Annotated in this window: 18 protein-coding genes; 8 read left to right on the forward strand and 10 right to left on the reverse strand. The window is 34.1% G+C overall.

Translation table 11 applies throughout. The features are described 5' to 3' along the window. Positions 1 to 23 precede the first annotated feature (23 nt). Positions 24 to 1,142, forward strand: coding sequence for a DNA polymerase III subunit beta (gene dnaN, locus NHE85_RS15090; protein WP_252812973.1), 1,119 nt, complete (start codon positions 24 to 26; stop codon positions 1,140 to 1,142). 89 nt (positions 1,143 to 1,231) lie between these two features. On the opposite strand, the gene NHE85_RS15095 is transcribed toward dnaN, so the two are convergent. Beyond that, a complete protein-coding gene (locus NHE85_RS15095; protein WP_252812974.1) occupies positions 1,232 to 3,469 on the reverse strand; it encodes a bifunctional alpha,alpha-trehalose-phosphate synthase (UDP-forming)/trehalose-phosphatase in 2,238 nt (745 codons plus the stop codon). An 81-nt stretch (positions 3,470 to 3,550) separates the two neighbouring features. Here NHE85_RS15095 and NHE85_RS15100 point away from each other — a divergent pair, with 81 nt between their 5' ends. Then, the gene (locus NHE85_RS15100; RefSeq protein WP_252812975.1) at positions 3,551 to 5,350 is read left to right on the forward strand and encodes a glycoside hydrolase family 15 protein; all 1,800 of its coding nucleotides are present in this window, start codon (positions 3,551 to 3,553) and stop codon (positions 5,348 to 5,350) included. Between the two features lie 80 nt (positions 5,351 to 5,430). On the opposite strand, the gene NHE85_RS15105 is transcribed toward NHE85_RS15100, so the two are convergent. From NHE85_RS15105 to NHE85_RS15120, 4 genes are all read right to left on the reverse strand, one after another. Beyond that, complete coding sequence (locus tag NHE85_RS15105) at positions 5,431 to 6,279, reverse strand: alpha/beta fold hydrolase (RefSeq protein WP_252812976.1); 849 nt, start codon at positions 6,277 to 6,279, stop codon at positions 5,431 to 5,433. A gap of 102 nt (positions 6,280 to 6,381) precedes the next feature. Next, the gene (locus NHE85_RS15110; protein ID WP_252812977.1) at positions 6,382 to 8,154 is read right to left on the reverse strand and encodes a DNA mismatch repair protein; all 1,773 of its coding nucleotides are present in this window, start codon (positions 8,152 to 8,154) and stop codon (positions 6,382 to 6,384) included. 57 nt (positions 8,155 to 8,211) lie between these two features. After that, positions 8,212 to 9,048: a universal stress protein gene (locus NHE85_RS15115; RefSeq protein WP_252812978.1), complete on the reverse strand. Its 837-nt coding sequence runs from the start codon at positions 9,046 to 9,048 to the stop codon at positions 8,212 to 8,214. 137 nt (positions 9,049 to 9,185) lie between these two features. Beyond that, positions 9,186 to 10,835, reverse strand: coding sequence for a hypothetical protein (locus tag NHE85_RS15120; protein ID WP_252812979.1), 1,650 nt, complete (start codon positions 10,833 to 10,835; stop codon positions 9,186 to 9,188). Positions 10,836 to 11,000: 165 nt separating this feature from the next. Between NHE85_RS15120 and mnmE the strand changes: the two genes are divergently transcribed. From mnmE to NHE85_RS15140, 3 genes are all read left to right on the forward strand, one after another. After that, a complete protein-coding gene (mnmE, locus tag NHE85_RS15125; RefSeq protein ID WP_252813319.1) occupies positions 11,001 to 12,398 on the forward strand; it encodes a tRNA uridine-5-carboxymethylaminomethyl(34) synthesis GTPase MnmE in 1,398 nt (465 codons plus the stop codon). 411 nt (positions 12,399 to 12,809) lie between these two features. Continuing rightward, positions 12,810 to 13,193: a helix-turn-helix domain-containing protein gene (locus tag NHE85_RS16770; RefSeq protein WP_256474596.1), complete on the forward strand. Its 384-nt coding sequence runs from the start codon at positions 12,810 to 12,812 to the stop codon at positions 13,191 to 13,193. After that, a complete protein-coding gene (locus tag NHE85_RS15140; RefSeq protein ID WP_252812980.1) occupies positions 13,190 to 13,354 on the forward strand; it encodes a hypothetical protein in 165 nt (54 codons plus the stop codon). Before NHE85_RS16770 ends, NHE85_RS15140 begins: the two co-directional genes overlap by 4 nt. A 252-nt stretch (positions 13,355 to 13,606) precedes the next feature. Here NHE85_RS15140 and NHE85_RS15145 read toward each other — a convergent pair whose 3' ends face one another. From NHE85_RS15145 to NHE85_RS15155, 3 genes are all read right to left on the reverse strand, one after another. After that, complete coding sequence (locus NHE85_RS15145; RefSeq protein WP_252812981.1) at positions 13,607 to 14,560, reverse strand: cation diffusion facilitator family transporter; 954 nt, start codon at positions 14,558 to 14,560, stop codon at positions 13,607 to 13,609. Then, complete coding sequence (locus NHE85_RS15150) at positions 14,550 to 14,987, reverse strand: transporter substrate-binding domain-containing protein (protein WP_252812982.1); 438 nt, start codon at positions 14,985 to 14,987, stop codon at positions 14,550 to 14,552. The genes NHE85_RS15145 and NHE85_RS15150 overlap by 11 nt, the downstream gene beginning before the upstream one ends. 158 nt (positions 14,988 to 15,145) lie before the next feature. Further along, positions 15,146 to 15,619, reverse strand: a complete 474-nt coding sequence (locus NHE85_RS15155; protein WP_252812983.1) for a DUF421 domain-containing protein — start codon at positions 15,617 to 15,619, stop codon at positions 15,146 to 15,148. A 326-nt stretch (positions 15,620 to 15,945) separates the two neighbouring features. Between NHE85_RS15155 and NHE85_RS15160 the strand changes: the two genes are divergently transcribed. Continuing rightward, the gene (locus tag NHE85_RS15160) at positions 15,946 to 16,542 is read left to right on the forward strand and encodes a ferritin-like domain-containing protein (protein WP_252812984.1); all 597 of its coding nucleotides are present in this window, start codon (positions 15,946 to 15,948) and stop codon (positions 16,540 to 16,542) included. Between the two features lie 55 nt (positions 16,543 to 16,597). Continuing rightward, positions 16,598 to 17,182: a flavodoxin family protein gene (locus tag NHE85_RS15165; protein ID WP_252812985.1), complete on the forward strand. Its 585-nt coding sequence runs from the start codon at positions 16,598 to 16,600 to the stop codon at positions 17,180 to 17,182. Positions 17,183 to 17,359: 177 nt separating this feature from the next. On the opposite strand, the gene NHE85_RS15170 is transcribed toward NHE85_RS15165, so the two are convergent. After that, on the reverse strand, positions 17,360 to 17,611 hold the full coding sequence (locus NHE85_RS15170) for a hypothetical protein (protein WP_252812986.1): 252 nt from the start codon (positions 17,609 to 17,611) through the stop codon (positions 17,360 to 17,362). A 190-nt stretch (positions 17,612 to 17,801) separates the two neighbouring features. Here NHE85_RS15170 and NHE85_RS15175 point away from each other — a divergent pair, with 190 nt between their 5' ends. Then, complete coding sequence (locus NHE85_RS15175; protein WP_252812987.1) at positions 17,802 to 18,056, forward strand: hypothetical protein; 255 nt, start codon at positions 17,802 to 17,804, stop codon at positions 18,054 to 18,056. A gap of 41 nt (positions 18,057 to 18,097) precedes the next feature. Here NHE85_RS15175 and NHE85_RS15180 read toward each other — a convergent pair whose 3' ends face one another. Then, a complete protein-coding gene (locus NHE85_RS15180; protein ID WP_252812988.1) occupies positions 18,098 to 18,541 on the reverse strand; it encodes a response regulator in 444 nt (147 codons plus the stop codon). Between the last annotated feature and the right edge of the window lie 9 nt (positions 18,542 to 18,550).

Raw genomic sequence — 18,550 nt, forward strand, 5'->3', positions numbered from 1 at the left:
CCATTAAATAAACAAAAAAGAAGATGAAATTTATAGTATCCAGTTCCTATTTGCTAAAACAATTACAGGTTTTAGGAAGTGTTATTAATAGTAGTAACACCCTACCTATTCTTGATAATTTCCTTTTCGAATTAGACAATACTGAATTAAAAGTATCTGCATCAGATCTAGAAACAACTATGTCTGCTACACTTGAAATTGATTCTGAAAGTAAAGGAAGTATTGCTGTGCCTGCAAAACTATTACTGGAAACCTTAAAAACTTTTCCTGAACAGCCTTTAACTTTTACAGTAGAAGATAATAACACTATAGAAATAAGTTCTAATTCAGGAAAATATGCGCTTGCTTATGCTTCAGGTGAAGAATTTCCGAAAGCGGTAACGCTGGAAGACCCTTCTTCTACCCTCGTGCCTGCTGAAGTATTAGCTACTGCTGTAAGCAAAACAATTTTTGCAGCTGGTAATGATGATCTTAGGCCTGTTATGTCTGGCGTATTCTTTCAGTTTTCACCGGAAGGATTGATTTTTGTAGCTACAGATGCTCATAAACTAGTAAAATACTCAAGAACAGATGTTAAAGCTTCACAGGTTGCCGATTTTATAATGCCTAAAAAGCCTTTAACAATACTTAAGGGAATACTGGGATCTTCGGATGCAGAGGTTAAAATAGAGTACAACGATTCGAACGCTACTTTTTCTTTTGATAATTATATACTTACATGCCGATTAATAGATGGAAAATATCCTAACTATGAAGCTGTTATACCTAAAGAAAATCCAAATAAATTACTTATTGACAGAACGCAGATATTAGCGTCTGTACGCCGTGTTGCAATATTTTCAAATAAAACAACACATCAGATACGTCTTAAAATTGCAGGAACAGAATTAAACATTTCTGCGGAAGATATTGATTACTCAAACAAAGCTGAAGAGCGTTTAACCTGTGATTATCAGGGAGACGACATGCAGATAGGGTTTAATTCACGTTTCTTAACAGAAATGCTCACCAACCTTCAGAGCGATGAAATAATGCTTGAAATGTCTTTGCCTAACCGTGCAGGTATACTCACTCCAGTAGATGGCCTTGATGAAGGAGAAACTGTTACCATGCTGGTAATGCCTGTAATGCTTAATAACTAGTAAAAGAGTTATTTTTTAAAAAGCTATTTAACCATCCTTTTTATAAAAAACCCGTATCGCTTTAAGCTTTACGGGTTTTTGTTTTTATGCTAATTGTAAAGTTCACTTCCATATTTTTCTTTTTTAGCAAAACCTTCAAGAATTTTCCTTACATCATTATTATCTTTTATATAATACCTCGCCTGCGTTTTTTGCGCCCCTACTTTTACAGTATAGGCAGATTGCGGTAATTCTTCAAACATATATTCATCGGTCCAGTCATCACCAATAGCAAAAATAAAGTCATAATCTTCAGCGGCTAATAACTTAGCAGTTGCACGTCCTTTATTTACATTGCTGTTTTTAATTTCCAGTACTTTATTACCTTCAAGCACCGCAAGTGAATTATTACTTATAAGGCTTGTTAATACAAGTCCCAGCTCTCTTGCACGTATTACTGCGAGTTCACTGTCCGATTTTCGGTAATGCCAGGCAAGTGAATAATTTTTCTCTTCTAAGAATGAACCTGGAGTCCTGTCAACAAAAGTTTCAATAATCGGCCTGATCTTATCCTTCCAATCACTTTTAATACGTTCAATTGCCTCCCAGTCTTTACTCTTTTTCCTCAACCATACCCCATGATCAGTAATAAGCGTATAGTTTTTATGGCTAAACCATTTTTCAAGAGTATTTCTGTCACGGCCACTAATTATTGCTACTTCATTATTTTCATTAGCAGCAAGCCTGTCTAAAATATCATACAAATCATCGTCGGGCATTGCAGCTTCAGGATTATTTTTAAATCCTACCAAAGTACCATCATAGTCCAGTAAAAACAATCTTTTTTTTGAGTTACTGCAACTATCGGTCATATCATTTATAATATTTTCATCCAGTTTTTTTGAAACCAGCATATCCGGCGTATTTTTACCGGATTCTAAGGCCTTCATAAACTCTTCAGCCCATTTTTCTACATTATATCTGGAAATTCTTTTCTTTAACTCTTTAATCCTTACATGCTGTTCTGCATGCGGCATTTCTAAAGCCTGTTTCAAAGTATCTGCTATCTGTTCAAAGTTATTAGGATTAATAAGTAATGCTTCATGCATTTCTTTTGCTGCTCCTGCCATTTCGCTAAGCACAAGTACTCCATCATGATTAGCTCTTGAAGCAATATACTCTTTAGCTACAAGGTTCATACCATCTCTTATAGGCGTTATAAGTGCAACGTGTGATGATGCATATAAATCCACAAGATCTTCAAAAGGCATAGATCTGTAAAAATACCATATAGGAGTCCAGTTTACGGTAGCAAATTTTCCGTTTATCCGGCCTACAAGCTCATCTGTTTCGCTTTTTAACTTTTGGTATTGCGGCACATTAGAGCGTGAAGGAACAGCAAGCATAACAAGCCGTACCCTTTCCTTATATTCAGGATATTTATTTAAAAAATATTCAAATGCCCTAATTCTGTTAGGTATACCTTTTGTATAATCCATTCTGTCAATAGACAGAATAAGCTTATTATCAGAAAAATGCTGGCTATGTTCTTCCAGCTTTAACATAAGATCAGACTTTTTGTCTTCGGGGCGGGTTTTATGTTCAAGAGCTGCTTCATGGAAACGGTCATAATCTATTCCCATTGGAAAGGAGTCTACTTTTACAATACGTCCATTATATAAAACATCATTAAATTTTGTTTCCAAACCGGTAATTCTTTTTACAGAACTTAAAAAGTGGCGTACATAATCGTAAGTATGAAAACCTATAAGATTAGCGCCCAATATACCGGCCAGTAGTTCTTCACGCCAGGGAAAAGTCCTGAAAATTTCATAGGAAGGATATGGTATATGCAGAAAAAAGCCAATAGTAAGATTAGGGTTTCTGTCTCTTATCATCTGCGGAACCAGCATTAACTGATAATCATGTACCCATATAGTATCTCCATCATTGGCGTGCTCTAATACAGCATCGGCAAATTTTTGATTAACCTCTTTATATGAATTCCATTGATCAAGTTCAAATTCAGTATATTCCATGAAGTAATGGAACATGGGCCAGAGAGTCCGGTTACTGAAGCCATAGTAAAAATTTTCAACATCATTTTCATTCAGGCTCACTGTTATGCACTTTTCTTTTTTAAGAGCCTGATCAACTTCTTCCGTAAGCTTTTCATTCAGCTGTTCTTCTGTAAGGCCGGACCACCCTATCCAGATGCCATTTCCTTCAGAATGTACCGATTTCATTCCTGTTGCCAGTCCTCCAATGCTTGTCTCTGCATGTAAATGCTGATTATCAATTTTAAAGCTGACAGGCAAACGATTAGAAACAATAATTGTTTTATTCATACTAAAGTATTTGTGGTTCAGGTTTAATTTTTATAAATTTAGTGAACAACGAGCCAAAAAGGCTGGTAAAATTAATACTTTATGAAAAATTTAAATTATGGTATCATAGGTAATTGCCGTAGCGCAGCTCTGATTTCTGCGTCAGGATCTATGGACTGGTGCTGTCTTCCAAAATTTGATTCATCATCTGTTTTTGCAAAATTGCTTGATGAAAAAATTGGCGGCAGCTTCGAAATAATTACCGACGAAACCTATACTACACGCCAACATTATATAAAAAATACTGCCATATTAGTTACCGTTTTCAGCAATGGTACCGATACTTTTGAAGTAAATGATTTTATGCCAAGATACCTTAAAGAAGATGGCTCTTATAACACGCCTCCTGAAATTATACGGTATATAAAGAAAGTTTCAGGAAATCCTGTCTGTAGTTTTAAATATAACCCAAAACTTGAATATGCTGCAGGTGAAACCCACACCTATATAAAAGATGATTATATTGTAAGCCTTACCCAAAGTGAAAAGTTCAACTCAATTTTTCTTCATACTAATTTAGACAAAGAAATACTGGCAACAGGAGCGCCAATAGCAATTGAGGAAGACAGCTTTTTTCTTTTAGCCTATAACGAAAAAATTTTCAAACAGACTGTACATAAAATTTATCTTGAATTTGAGCGTACAAAAACATATTGGCTAAACTGGACAGATAATACCACATCATATAAAAGGTATAACGAAGAAATTATTCGAAGCGCAATAACACTTAAATTGCTTACCTATGATAAAACAGGTGCTGTTCTTGCAGCAGCAACAACATCTTTACCGGAAACTATTGGCGAAGTGCGTAATTGGGACTATCGTTTTTGCTGGATACGCGATGCATCAATGGTAGTAAAAGTAATATCTGATATAGGCCATAAAAATCAGGCAAGGGATTATTTAAAGTTCATTATTGATATAATGCCTGATAAAGACGAAAAACTCCAGATCATGTATGGCATTAATAAAGAAAAGAATTTAAAAGAAGAAACCCTTGACCATTTAAGTGGCTATATGAATTCTAAGCCTGTACGTACAGGTAATGCTGCATTTACGCAGCGCCAAAATGACATTTATGGTATTTTAATGGATGTAATATACCTACAGCTTGTTAACTTTAGCAATGACATAGAGAATGCGGAAGAACTATGGAATATAACTAAAGGAATAGTTTGGGTAGTGAGCAATCACTGGGAAGAACCCGATAAAGGTATCTGGGAATTCCGTACTGAAGAAAGACACTTCACTTTTTCTAAAGTTTTATGCTGGACAGCTATAGACAGAGCTATTAAAGTAGCCCGCATACTGGGCAGAAAATCGAAACTATCCAAATGGGAAATACTTGAAGAAACCATACGAAAAGATATTATGGAAAATGCATGGAATGAAAAGGCTCAGGCATTTACACAGTCATATGGTTCTGAAGATTTGGATGCATCTGTGCTGCTTATGGAAAACTATGGATTTATAAATGCAAAAGATCCTAAGTATATTTCAACAGTATATGCTATTGAAAGAGATTTAAGTAACGAAGGTTTACTATACCGTTATAAGAATAAAGATGATTTCGGGCTGCCATCTTCTTCATTCACAATCTGTACTTTTTGGTTTATAAACAGTATGTATAAAATAGGCGAAACAAAAAAAGCTGAGAAACTTTTTGAACAACTATTATCTTATAGTAATCATTTAGGTTTGTTTAGTGAAGATATTGATTTTAAAACTAAAAGGCTTCTTGGAAATTTCCCTCAGGCTTATTCACATCTTGCATTAATTGAAACAGCAATTAATCTTTCTAATATTACACATGAGGAGAAAGTAATGGATGCTGTGAGGTAATTAACAAAAATAAAATAAAGAGGCTGGCTAAAAGTTATACGACTTATTTAGCCAGCCTCTTTTACTTATTGTTTATCATACTACGAATTTATAAAATCAATTATATCTTCGTTAAACTTAGTTTTATGGGTATAAAATAATCCGTGCGGTGCATCATCATAAACTACATATTTGGCATGCGGAACGATTTTAACCGTTTCTTCAGCAGATGCATCAATTGGAACTGTTTCATCTGCTTTTCCATGCAATACTAACAAAGGAACACGGATAGCAGCCAAATCTGACCTGAAATCAGTAGTTGACCATGCCTGCATTGATTTGATAGTAGCATATCCAGCCGAATTTAAAGCCAGTGCAGCGTTTCTTTGAAGATATTCATCACTAACAGGGTGATTAAATAAATGAACCCCATAAAAAGTCTTTGCAAATCCTTCCAGAAATTTAGGCCTGTCATCTTCCAGCTGGTCTTTTATATCAGTAAACATTTCCTGAGGGAGGCCACTAGGGTTATTATCTGTTTTTAGCAAGTAGGGAGTAACAGAACTTATTAAAGCTGCTTTTGTTACCCTTCCATCTGAATTATATTTAGATAAGTAGCGGGCTACTTCTCCCCCACCCATAGAAAATCCAACAAGAGTAACGTTAGTAAGGTCCAGTTCTTCCATTATAAGCCGAAGATCTGTTGCTAAAGTGTCATAATCATATCCTTCCCAAGGCCTTGAAGATTTTCCAAATCCCCTTCTGTCATATGTTATTACCCTTATATTATGTTTTGGAAGTTCATTAAGTTGATATTCCCACATTTCGTGGCTAAGGGGCCATCCATGAATTAACACTACAGGCTTCCCTCTTCCTATATCCTGATAAAATAATTTTACTTCTTCATAGCTTCCTGATAAGCTTACAGAGTTGGTTGTAATAAAAGGCATAATATTGTTTTTTAGTAATTAATATTATAAAATTACTAACTGTAAAAACAGTATCAGGCTAATTAAGAAATCATTAGGTGTTAATTAAAAACTAATTGGCAATTATATTACTCCCATTTTTTCCATTAAAAAAGTAGCGCTTTTATTTTTACAAATACCATCGCGAAGACAATAATCAAAATAAAGCTCATTATTTTCAATCTGAGCTTCAAAACAACGATTTATAAGTTTTTGCGGATATTCATCGGTAAGATTGCACACTTCAATATCATGAGTTGCAATTGCCCCTACAGCGTTAAGAACAATCATTCTTTTAATAACCTTAATTGTCCCGGTTCTTTTGTCTTCAGAGTTCGTACCTCTCAGTATCTCATCGAGCAATACAAATGCCTTATTCTTTTTCAATTCATCCATAATAAAACGCAGTCTTTTTACTTCAGCAAAAAAATACGATTCACTATCGGATAGTGAATCAGAAAGCCTCATGGATACTAAAACCGGCAATGGATTAATATTAGCTTCTTCTGCACAAACAGGTGCTCCTGCTCCTGCAAGTATCATGTTAATGCCTAAGCTTCTTAAAAATGTGCTTTTGCCTGACATATTTGATCCTGTGAGAATCATGAAATCAGGGTCAAAATTAATATTATTACCTATTCTGCCTTCTTTATTTAAAAGAGGATGAGCAAGATTTTTAAATTCAATTTTATTCTCATCATTTAGTAAAGGAAAAGTAAAATCAGGATTGTTATAGTGAAGATTGGCAAAACTGTTAAGGGCTTCAATTTCAGCTATTATATCCAGCCACAAGATAATAGCCGCCGAATGTTCTTTTTTCCATTTTAAAAGGCTTTTAAGTGCGTGAAAATGATAAAGCATAAGACCATTCAGCAATGCTGCTCCAAAAGCATTATTAATACTATCCAGCTTTGAAAATAACGAAGCCAGCTTTTTGATCTGACTGCCGGCTGTCTTACCTTCGTAAACTAATTTGTCCTGTAACGATTTTAATTTTTCATATTCAAATTTTTCGTTTTCAATTTGATCTATAATTAATCCATAATTGTGAATGATGTTATGAATATCTGTAGTGTGTTGTGTCTCCTGTTTTATCATCTTAAGGTAACTCAAAATGAAAACCAGGTTAAAACCAAAAATCCAGCCTGATAAAGTTGAAAATAATGAATTGTTAGTGATAAAATAAATAGCTAAACTAATTATAAATAAAGCAGGTGTAGTTAAAGCTATAATTACAGATAACGGAGCTATTTTACCTAAGGGAATGTTTATCCAGTTTAAAAGTCTTTCATGTATTTCTTCACTATCCCTATAGGCTTTACCTAATGCCATTATTTCCTGCCTGAATTCAGGTTTGCCTGATAATTCCTTAACAGCATGCTGATTAAGTAAAATTTCTTCTTCAGGAAGTAGTTTTTTTAAAAGAGCAGCGAGCTTTTGTTTTCCTTTAAATGTCTGGGTACGGTTAATGTTATGAAATAAAGATTTGTTTCCGAAAATATCCAGATCGTATGAATACGGATGGGTATGATCTGTAAATTCATTTCCTTCTTCAAATGGAATTTTATTATGCAAAAGATAGTCAATTTCATCCTCATTAATTTTAACAATTGCTTCAGCCCTTAATCGTTTATTACGAACAAGTACATGACGGTTCATTAAAAGTATGAATTCAACAATACAAAATAGTAACAAACAGACTATGACTGTTGTATGTTTTGAATTCAGTATAAAATATAAAAGAACAATTGTAGCAATCGCTATTATAAGTCTGGACAGGCTTATAAAGTTATAACGCCTGTTTAGCTTTTTTAATTCGCTGATATAAATTTCTTTCTGCTTTTTGTAGAATTCCATAAAGTTATGTTGAATAACAAATATAGAATAAAAAAATCCTGCCGAAGCAGGATATCTTTAACCCTCATGAAATACCAGCAATGGTATTTTAGAGTGATAAGCCATTTTTTTGGTAAGGCTTCTATGAAACAAGCTCTCAAAAAAGCCTCTCTTATGCGTTCTCATAACAAGCATACCTACATTTTGGTTCTGGATAAAATCAAGTATAGTCTGTTCAATATGATCACCTGCTATATTAAAAAAATCTATTTTCTCGCTTCGGTAAAATATTTTCCATTCATTTATTCTTTCTTCAATATCTTCCGGATCATCATCATTTTTAATATACAGGCATAATACTGATGCTTCAAATTTCCTGGCAATTTCAAGGGTCTGAGCTAAAGCATCGTTATCTTTATCTTTATATTGTGTGGTAAAAGCTATGCTTTTTATAGGATGATATTCTGCTTCGGCAGGAATACCCAATACAGGAACTTTAGCATTTGCTATTACTGAAGCGGTAGATGAACCTAAAAAAGTTTCTTTTAACCCACTGGCTCCTTTTGTACCCATCACGATAAGATCTATGCCTTCATCAGCGCAAACCTTATTTATATTGTAAATGAGATCTCCATATAGCAAAATATTACGCATTCTCACATGGCCAAGATTTTTTCTCTCTGCAAGTTTATGCAATTCCGGAAGTTGTTCCCTGAAACTTTCAAACTGATTCATTTCTACAATATCAAAAATTTCTTTGGTAGATTCCGGTAATGGCGGAGTTTCAACTATAGGAAGATCATATACGTGAAGTACCACCAATTCTGCACCGAAGGAATCTGCAAAACGAAGTGCGTATATAAATGCAGTGTTTGCTGCCTCAGAAAAATCAGTCGGGAAAAGTATTTGTTTCATATTAGTTGTATTGATATACTGTAAAGTTACAAAATTTACACTCCTAATTTAGGATAATTATTACCCTTGTTTGTAAGGTTTTTGTTAAAAAAAAGCCGGCTTAATGCCGGCTTTTAAATATTATTTACTGATTTTACTTAATTCAGTTTATTAAATGTATCTGTATATGTACCGGAAATAGTTACATTACTTCCTTTAATTACACTTCCATATATAGTGATTGATGAACCTGAACCAACAAACTCTATAGTTGAATTACTATTTAATATTAGATTACCATATATAACAACACTACCTTCTACCCTGAAAACAGCATTACTGTTTACACTAAGAGATAACCATGGGTTATTTGCCTGACCCTGAGATAAAGATCCTTTCATATAAAAAGTACCATTGCTGTTTACATTTAAGGATTGAGATACTGATAATGAGCCACAAAAAGTAAGGCTTGCATTAGAGTTTACATTAATTCCGTAAAGTGAAGCAGACCCTTGATATTCTTTAGTCTGGTTAGAATTCACATTAAGCCAAACTGATTCGTTATAAGTTGGAAAACTTGTACAATTTACAGTTTGTGAAACTGGCAAAATATGTGCTATTTTAAGTCCTCCGTTACCCATTGCAGCAAAAATATAATTGTCTTTACTTACTACATAGTTACAAGATCCGTTTAAATTTAAGTATCCTAAAGCGGAAAGTGTCTGGTTTGTATTTTTATAGATATAAAGACCGGCACCACCATTAGCAACATACACTTTGTCACTATTCACCGAAACTGCATTTGTGGTAATGTCTGAAGCATTCACCCCACCTACAGATGCCGGCACTGCAATAGTTTGTGTTTTACTACCTGAATTAAGATTATAAACTCCTAAGCCATTATATCCTTCAGATACAAGTAATGAATTATTCCCAAGAAAATCTATTGTTCTTTTAGCTCCCGCAACATCCTGAGAGGTTATAAATGAATTTTGAAGGTTAAGGTTATTAGCGTTATATACCTTCACTCCCTGAGTTCCGCTTAAAATAACAATTTTATTGCTATTGTATCCAACAGCCCTTAAATCATTAACCGGAATGGTCATTTCAACCTGATGAGTAGATTTATTAAGCTGTGCAAGAACTCCGTTATCACCTGAAACCGCAAAGTATTTATTACTTGTAGATGTAACAGATGTACCAACATTTCCTGTTAAGGTTGTCTGAGTATAATTAGTGCTTAAAAGTCCGTTAGATAAAGTCATTGCAGCTACAAAGGCAGGCGACTGCAATTGAGGATTAGCATCTACACTAGCAGCACCAGCAATGTATAGTACTCCATTATCATAGTTTACAGCACTAACATCTGTATTAGGTAAAATTGCCTGCACTACTATTTGCGGTGTTGCAGGGTTAGATATATTAATTACATCTATAGCACCTGAATAAGTTTCTCCCTGTGTATTGTATGAAACATACGCATAATTACCATTAATAGCTACATGAGTAGCTTTAAGAGTCAATCCTCCATAAACCGGTGGTGCTACTTCCGCTACCAATTCTAAAGGAAAACTCCCCGCTGTAGGTTCTCCGCCCCTGCCATCAATCATACCTACCTGAGCGATATCTAAAACTCCTGAATTATCAAAACTAATTCTGTCATTTAAAGATTGAGAATCTGTATTTAAAATAATTTTTTCCTGTGAATTATTATTATTCACACCATCATCATCGTTATTACAGGAAACTACTAAAAAAATTCCTGAGAACATTACACATAAACGTAAAAAGCTAAAATTCTTTTTCATTTAAATTAATATGGTTTAGTTTTTATACTATAATTATACAGCAAAAGTAAAATATAACAAATATTAAATAGTTAATGTTTAGCTAATTGACCATTTTGTTGCGACGAATGGCAAGATTTTTAAGTTATATGTTATAATACTTATCTTTGCATGAAATATTTCACTATGATATCAGAAGATACAATAGTAGCACTTGCAACACCATCAGGATCAGGAGCAATAGCAATTATAAGAATATCAGGCAACGATGCCATAAATATAGCTTCACAGGTTTTTGCTTCCATTAGCGGTAAAGATATTACACGCCAAAAAACACATACTATACACTTAGGACATATTATAGATGACAACAAAACCTATGATCAGGTTTTATTATCGTTATTCAAAGGCACAAATTCATACACAGGAGAAAATACTGTAGAAATTTCATGCCATGGTTCAACTTATATACAGCAGCAAATTATTCAGCTTTTACTTAGGAAAGGTTGTAGAATGGCCAATCCGGGCGAATTTACACTACGTGCCTTTTTAAATGGAAAATTAGACCTTTCCCAAGCTGAAGCAGTAGCAGATCTTATTGCTTCAGATAATGAAGCTTCACACCAAATTGCAATGCAACAAATGCGTGGTGGGTTTTCAAATGAAATTGCTAAGCTGCGTGAAGAACTGCTAAACTTCGCTTCGCTAATTGAACTTGAACTCGATTTTGCCGAAGAAGATGTTGAATTTGCAGATCGCTCACAGTTTACCGATTTGCTTGACAGAATAAATTTTGTACTGAAACGTCTAATAGATTCATTTGCTGTTGGGAATGTTATTAAAAATGGTATACCTGTAGCTATTGTTGGTGAACCTAACGTTGGTAAATCTACATTACTTAATGCTTTACTCAATGAAGAGCGTGCAATAGTATCAGATATTGCAGGTACAACACGTGATACTATTGAAGACGAACTTGTTATAAACGGAATTGGATTTAGGTTTATAGATACAGCGGGAATTCGTGAAACTCAGGATGTTGTTGAAAGTATTGGAATAAAAAAAACTTTTGAAAAAATAGAACAGGCACAGGTTGTAATTTATCTTGTAGATAGTTTTCATCTTATGAATGACAGGTCTGAATTGGATCACCTGAAAATTGAAGTTGAAAAAGTAAAAAATCAGTTTCCTTTAAAACCTCTAATAATAATCGGTAACAAAGCTGACAGACTTAACCAATCACAAAAATCCGATATCTTAAAAGAGATTCCTGAATTATTGCTGGTCTCAGCAAAAGAAAATATAAATATTGAAACCCTTAAAGATAAACTGATTTCATTTGTTAATACCGGAGCATTGAGAAACAATGAAACAATAGTAACTAATACACGTCATTACTCTTCATTACTTAAAGCATTAGAGGAAATACAAAAAGTGCAATTTGGTCTGCAATCCGGAATTCCTGCCGATCTTATTGCTATTGATATACGACAAGCTTTATATTATTTCGGAGAGATCACAGGACAGGTCACTAACGATGAGCTTTTAGGTAATATTTTTGCTAATTTTTGCATCGGTAAATAGCAGGCACAAAACATCGCAAGACAACACAAACAAAACCAGTTAAATTGTTATAAAACAGCAATTTAACTGGTTTTTCATTTTTAGCCACTTTATCTTTATTTGGTGATGTTTGGCTCAAATTTGTACCCCATTTGTACCTCGTCCTAAAAGTTGTCCTTCGGGACCTTTTTTGGCGAAATAATGGCACACAGAGACACACTTAGGCACAGGGAGGCACAAAATATTGGGAGAATGAGCACCAACATCAGGATTAAGAAAATCTGTGAGTTCTGTCTGCAGGAATTCACGGCTAAAAAAACAACGACGAAATACTGTTCCCATAAGTGCAACAGTAAGGCCTACAAAGCCGCACAGCGACAGGAAAAAATAGACAAAACCAATGCGTAGACCAGCCGCTTGTTAAGTAGCGATTTGGAGAAAATTACCCAGCGGGAATTCCTTAGCATTACCCAGGCAGGAAGAATCTTCGGAATCAGCAGAAGGACAATTTACCGGTTAATTGACCGGGGACATCTCAACATTGCCAAGTTCGGAACCCGAACCGTGCTTAGAAAATGCGATATGGAAGCTTTTTTTGCCGTACCCATCATTCCGCAAAAACTGGAACCGGTTCAGGCTTTTCCGGGTATCGAGCACTGCTATACTATAAGTCAGGTACAAGCCGAATTTAACGTGTCCCCTGCGGCACTGTACCATCTGTTGCACCGCCATGGAATCGTAAAGTACTGCATAGGTAAGTTTACCTATGTTCCCAAAGCTGAACTTGATGTTATATTTAATGCAGTAGCGCTATGAAAAAGACACGTGTAACATTACGAAGCAAAACACTTAGCGGTGGCAGGAAGTCGCTATATCTTTACTTTTATCCGCCTGTAACCGATCCGGAGACCGAGATCTTGACACGCAGGGAATTCCTGAAACTGTATATCTATGAAAAACCGAAAAAGGTGTTGTAAAAAGCGTTCCTAAAATTGCAAAAAATAGGCTATTTGCAAGGGTGCCCGAATGTATAATAAGGTATTCAACTCTTTTACATTTATACAGCTTTTTTCGCTATGACAGCACACTGTTACTATTCTTATCCGTTTACTTCATTCTGGGCCAAAAAGAAAAAGCTGCTCAAAGATGGAAGCCCATTGATAGACGTTAGGCTTTTTAGTATCAAGAGTTTCAAAATCCAATTGTAACAGAATAATTTTAAATATTCATTATTTCCATTGTGGGGTATTTACAACTATACTGATTGTCACACCATATAATTTCCAGTCTACTGATTTGATCTTCAATACAGCTTCTTCTACTTTCTGCGGTATATTGCCATAATCAGTATTGGGTACAATAAAGACTTCACAGAAAAAAACCTGCCCATGTTCACGCATGCGCACAGCAACATCTTTTACCCAATTCCACTCTTTCACTAAAATCGTCAATTTTTCAACCATTTCTTCTTTTTTCCCACTTTTTGTATGTACCGGGTGACGATCCATTAAGTCTAATACAGCCGTACGAAGTTGTGTAAAGCCATCTTTTACAACAGAAAATCCAATGAATATAGCCGCCAATGCATCTGCCCACCACCAGCCAATACCGATACCAATTATGCCCGCCATGGCCGCAAAGGCAGTCATATAATCGGCTTTTTGGGCATCTGCGTCAGTAAATAGTATTTTATTATGAAGTTCGACTGCAATTGGCAGCTTTTTAAAGCCTAAAATCATAGCAGGTAAAGAACTATATATAAGCGCGGCAATCATTACCCACCCCAGCCATATCTGATGATTGTAAACCATAATACTGCCAATGGTTGCATGTTCAGCATCTACAAGGCTTGTTACAGAATCAGTAATTATATAAATCCCCATCGCAAATAATGCTAATGAGCCGGCTAAAAATGCTATACCAAATACGCGGTGATAACCGTATGGAAAATTACTATTTGGTGATCGTGAATAAAAATTTGCGCCTACCAAAAAACTTATACAAGGAACAAGACCAAGAGCATCCTCTAAAGTTGCAGATTTCATGGCATGTGAAGACCCCATTACAAAATACATAAGTAAAACAACACTCAATAAATAAAGCAATGTTATCCATTCCAGCTTTTTTGCTCTTAAAAAAAGAGGAATAAGATGCTCCGGAAGTTCAAACTTTTTAATTTCCATTTTTATTTCTGTAGTTTAAAAGATAAGATTCAAGCTTGTACAAAAGTGCATTTTCACCTTTTGGCACAAGCATACAATTATCAGTATTGCTATAGGTTGTTGTAACACCGGCTTTCTTCTTCCATATCGTTTTCTTTTTAAAACCGCCAACAATAATGTGTATCTTATATTTTTCTAATTCTTTAATTAATGTAGTTTCTGTACCATATACATAATTGACATTAAGATTCTCAGAAATTGCAAATTCATCAATAATGTTAATTTCACTACCCGCTGCCTTGCCATTTTTAATAAAAGAAAAAGGAGGATGATGAACATACCCAACAATCAGATTACGTGAACGGGCATTTTCAAGAGAATTATTAGGATCTTTAGGAATTGAGCACCCAGTTAATGTAAATAAAAAAAGTAAAATAAAAATTTTCATTTTTTTTGATTTTATATAAAAATAAAGTGTTTAAATACGAAATAAATATACTTAACGTAAGTTTAGGATTATTAAGTCTCCTAACAGATTACTACTTGGCAAATTTTAAGTAACGTGGAAACTTCTCGCACCTTACATATAATGGTATAACAACAATATTACTTTGTAATTACTGTTATATTTCCGGCAGTTTCTAAAATTACAGCCCTGGTGCCTGAAATATCAGTTATTCCGCTTTTTCTTAGCGCTTCCTCAAGTTCATCATAGGTTATTCGTTCCTTTATTAATGTATCATCATAAATATTGCCATTATAAGCTAACAGCGCAGGCTTGTTTGTAATAAGATTATTTACATATTTATATCTGACCGAGAGCCAGGTTATAATATACTGTAATAAAATTAACAGGGCTAATACAAGCAGCCCATCGGCTAATACTACATCTTTATTAAGAGTAACCGTTGCAAAAGCAGAACCAAGTGCAATAGTTATTATAAAGTCGAAAGCGTTCATTTGCGTAAGGGTTCTTTTACCTGAAATTCTCAGCATAGCAACAAGTGCAATATACGAGAGAATGGTAATTATAAATGTACGCAACAGACTTTCCCATGTATCAAAGAATATTTTATCCATACTATATTTTTAAGTCTAAAAAAAGCGTATTCTAAGCTTCATTCCATTTAAGATACATACCTAGAATAACACAAATATTTCAAATCATAATATAATAGATATACTACTGTTTGTTAAATAATTCAAGTTAAACTTAGTCTAAATTTACAGTACCTCCATGTAACAATAATGCATAATCATGTAAATAGGAAAACTATATTATTACGATATTACATCTATAATAGCAGCGTGTTAAATGCTCTTGCCATACATAAAAAAGCAATTTAAAAACATGGTAGGAATAACCACTGTATAATTATTTGTAAAACAACTAAATTTATAGAATTATGAAAAACACACCAACAAATTCTGTTTCAGAAGGAAGAGGCGCGCGCAAGGTCGCACCTAAATCAAGTGCTGCAGAAGGCCTAAGAGAATTATTTGTAGATGAACTCAAAGATATTATTTATGCAGAACGTGCTTTGGTAAAAACATTACCAAAGATGGCAAATAATGCCAGTGATACAAATCTAAAATCTTCCATAAATGAGCATGTTGCAGTAACTGAAGGTCAGGTTGAAAGACTGGTACAGGTATTTCAGATTTTAGGAGAATCTGACAGAGGTAAAAAATGCGACGCGATGGAAGGACTTATTAAAGAAGGTGAAAGCATTCTCGAAGAAACAGAACCAGGACCAGTTCGTGATGCAGGTATAATATCTGCTTCGCAAAAAATAGAGCATTACGAAATTGCCTCTTACGGAACTCTTGTTGCTTTCGCTAAAATTTTAGGTGAAGATGAAGTGGCATCATTACTGGAAGAAACTCTGGCAGAAGAAAAAGATGCAGATGTTAAACTTACAGATGCGGCATACAATAGTATAAATCTTGATGCCGCCGGCGAGGAAGCAGAAAATACCGCAGCCGAAGAAGAGGAACTGTAAGCAAATTTTAATCACTGTCTCCATTGAAATGGGGACAGTTTTTTTTAAAACTAATATGAAAGCAGTTATTTTACTAGGAACACTTAAAGAAAAAGGAATTTCAAATACCCAGACACTCACCGAGTTTGCAGTAAGTTACCTTGAAAAAAGCAACATCAGCTGCGAAGTTATTAAGCTTGCTGAACATAAGATAATAAGGGGAACTTACATACAAGCTGAAGTACCGGATGATTTTCCTGCAATCTATGAAAAAATTAGAGCAGCAGATATACTAATTTTTGCTACTCCAATATGGTGGAACAATCATTCCTCTGAAATTCAGCGTGTAATAGAACGGCTGGACGAAGTATTTGATATAATAAATGAAGGAAAAGCTTCACCACTGGATGGAAAGCTGGGTGGAATGATAATAACCGGAGATTCTGACGGTGCTGAACACGTTACAGGAAATATAGCAAATTTTTTCTGCAGCATAGGAATTTCTATTCCGGCGTATGCAACCCTAGGTGTAATTTGGGAAGGACACGCAAAGAAGAAGAAACAGAAAAAGGAAGATATTTTGGAATATTACGCAAAAAAATATGCTAAAGATGCAGAAGCTATGGCAAAATCTTTCGCACAACTCGGAAAAAATAATTAATCAATTCTGAGACTAAATTCATAATGATTCGCCAGTTATTAAAATAATTTTTCCCGCAACTGACTGCGTATGATAATCCTTAAAACTATTCATAAAAAAGTTTAGCGTAAAACATACAAGTAGCGAAGGGTTAGTTAAAATAAATCTTAAGCCTGGCATTATCTATATTAATTGTAATTATTTACAACATGTAAAATTTTTCATGAACGCAGAAATTACTTTATTTTTGATATAAATAGGTAATGAGCTATCTATAAAGTTAATTGTGATATTTTCCGACTGTGTAAGAAAGAAGAAACTGTTTAGTGTTCGTGTTGAAAAAAAATCCGGGTTTTCATTTTCAATAGCCAGCATCTCATCATGAAAACTTTTTATTTTCTTTTTATCAATTAAATACCTGTAAACAGGTAATGGGTTGGATGTAGTCATGATTAAAATTTATATGGATTAATAATTCTTCTTTCTCAAATTTCGCGATATATCACTTATTTAGTTTACATGATTTATTTAAATGATTGTATAATTAAGTTTGGTAAATATTTAATAAACAATATTTAAGAAGAATTATATAAATAGAAATAATATACATATTGTAAATTGTAGTATAAAATTTTACAATATGAAAAAGAAAGTATTTATTACAGTTTCTGCGTTATTTTTATTTGCCTTTACAGTTAACTCCTGCATTGAACACAATAAAAACAGCAATAACGACCCCCAAAATGGCCAAGATAGTGATTACAGAAATGATCCTCCAACGTATAATCGAACAAGAGAAGATATGGAAGAAGCTTTAGACACAGCTTCGTCAGATAAACGTATTCCGAAGGATTCTGTTGAGATAAATTCAAAAGGAAATGCCTCTTCTCAATAAATTGTATAAAAGAATAAAAGCTCCATACAGGAGCTTTTATTTTAACAACTAATCATAAAATTTTCTTTGTTTAAACCTTCGGTAATATACTGCCAGTTTATATGAATAATATCTGTGAGAGTTTTTTTTAGTTTATTAAAATCATACGGCTTTTTAATATAAACATTGGCGCCTAATATAAAAGTCTGCTCAATAACTTCACTCACTAAAGATGTTGAATAAATTGCTATCGTGATATTCTGCAATCGCAAATCTTTTTTAATTTCTTTTAAACACTCTACACCTGACATACCGGGCATGTGCAAATCAAGAAAGATTATATGGGGGAGTTCTTCAACATTTTTCAGGTATTGCATTAATGACAAACAATCTTCATAAATATGAAGCGTATGTTGCATTTTAATATCCTCAAACGCCTTTTTAAAAAGTATGCGGTCATCAGAATCATCTTCTGCTAAAACTATATGTAATTTTTCCGGGTACATAGTATTACT

Source organism: Flavobacterium sp. NRK1 (assembly GCF_024054175.1).
GTDB lineage: Bacteria > Bacteroidota > Bacteroidia > Flavobacteriales > Flavobacteriaceae > Flavobacterium.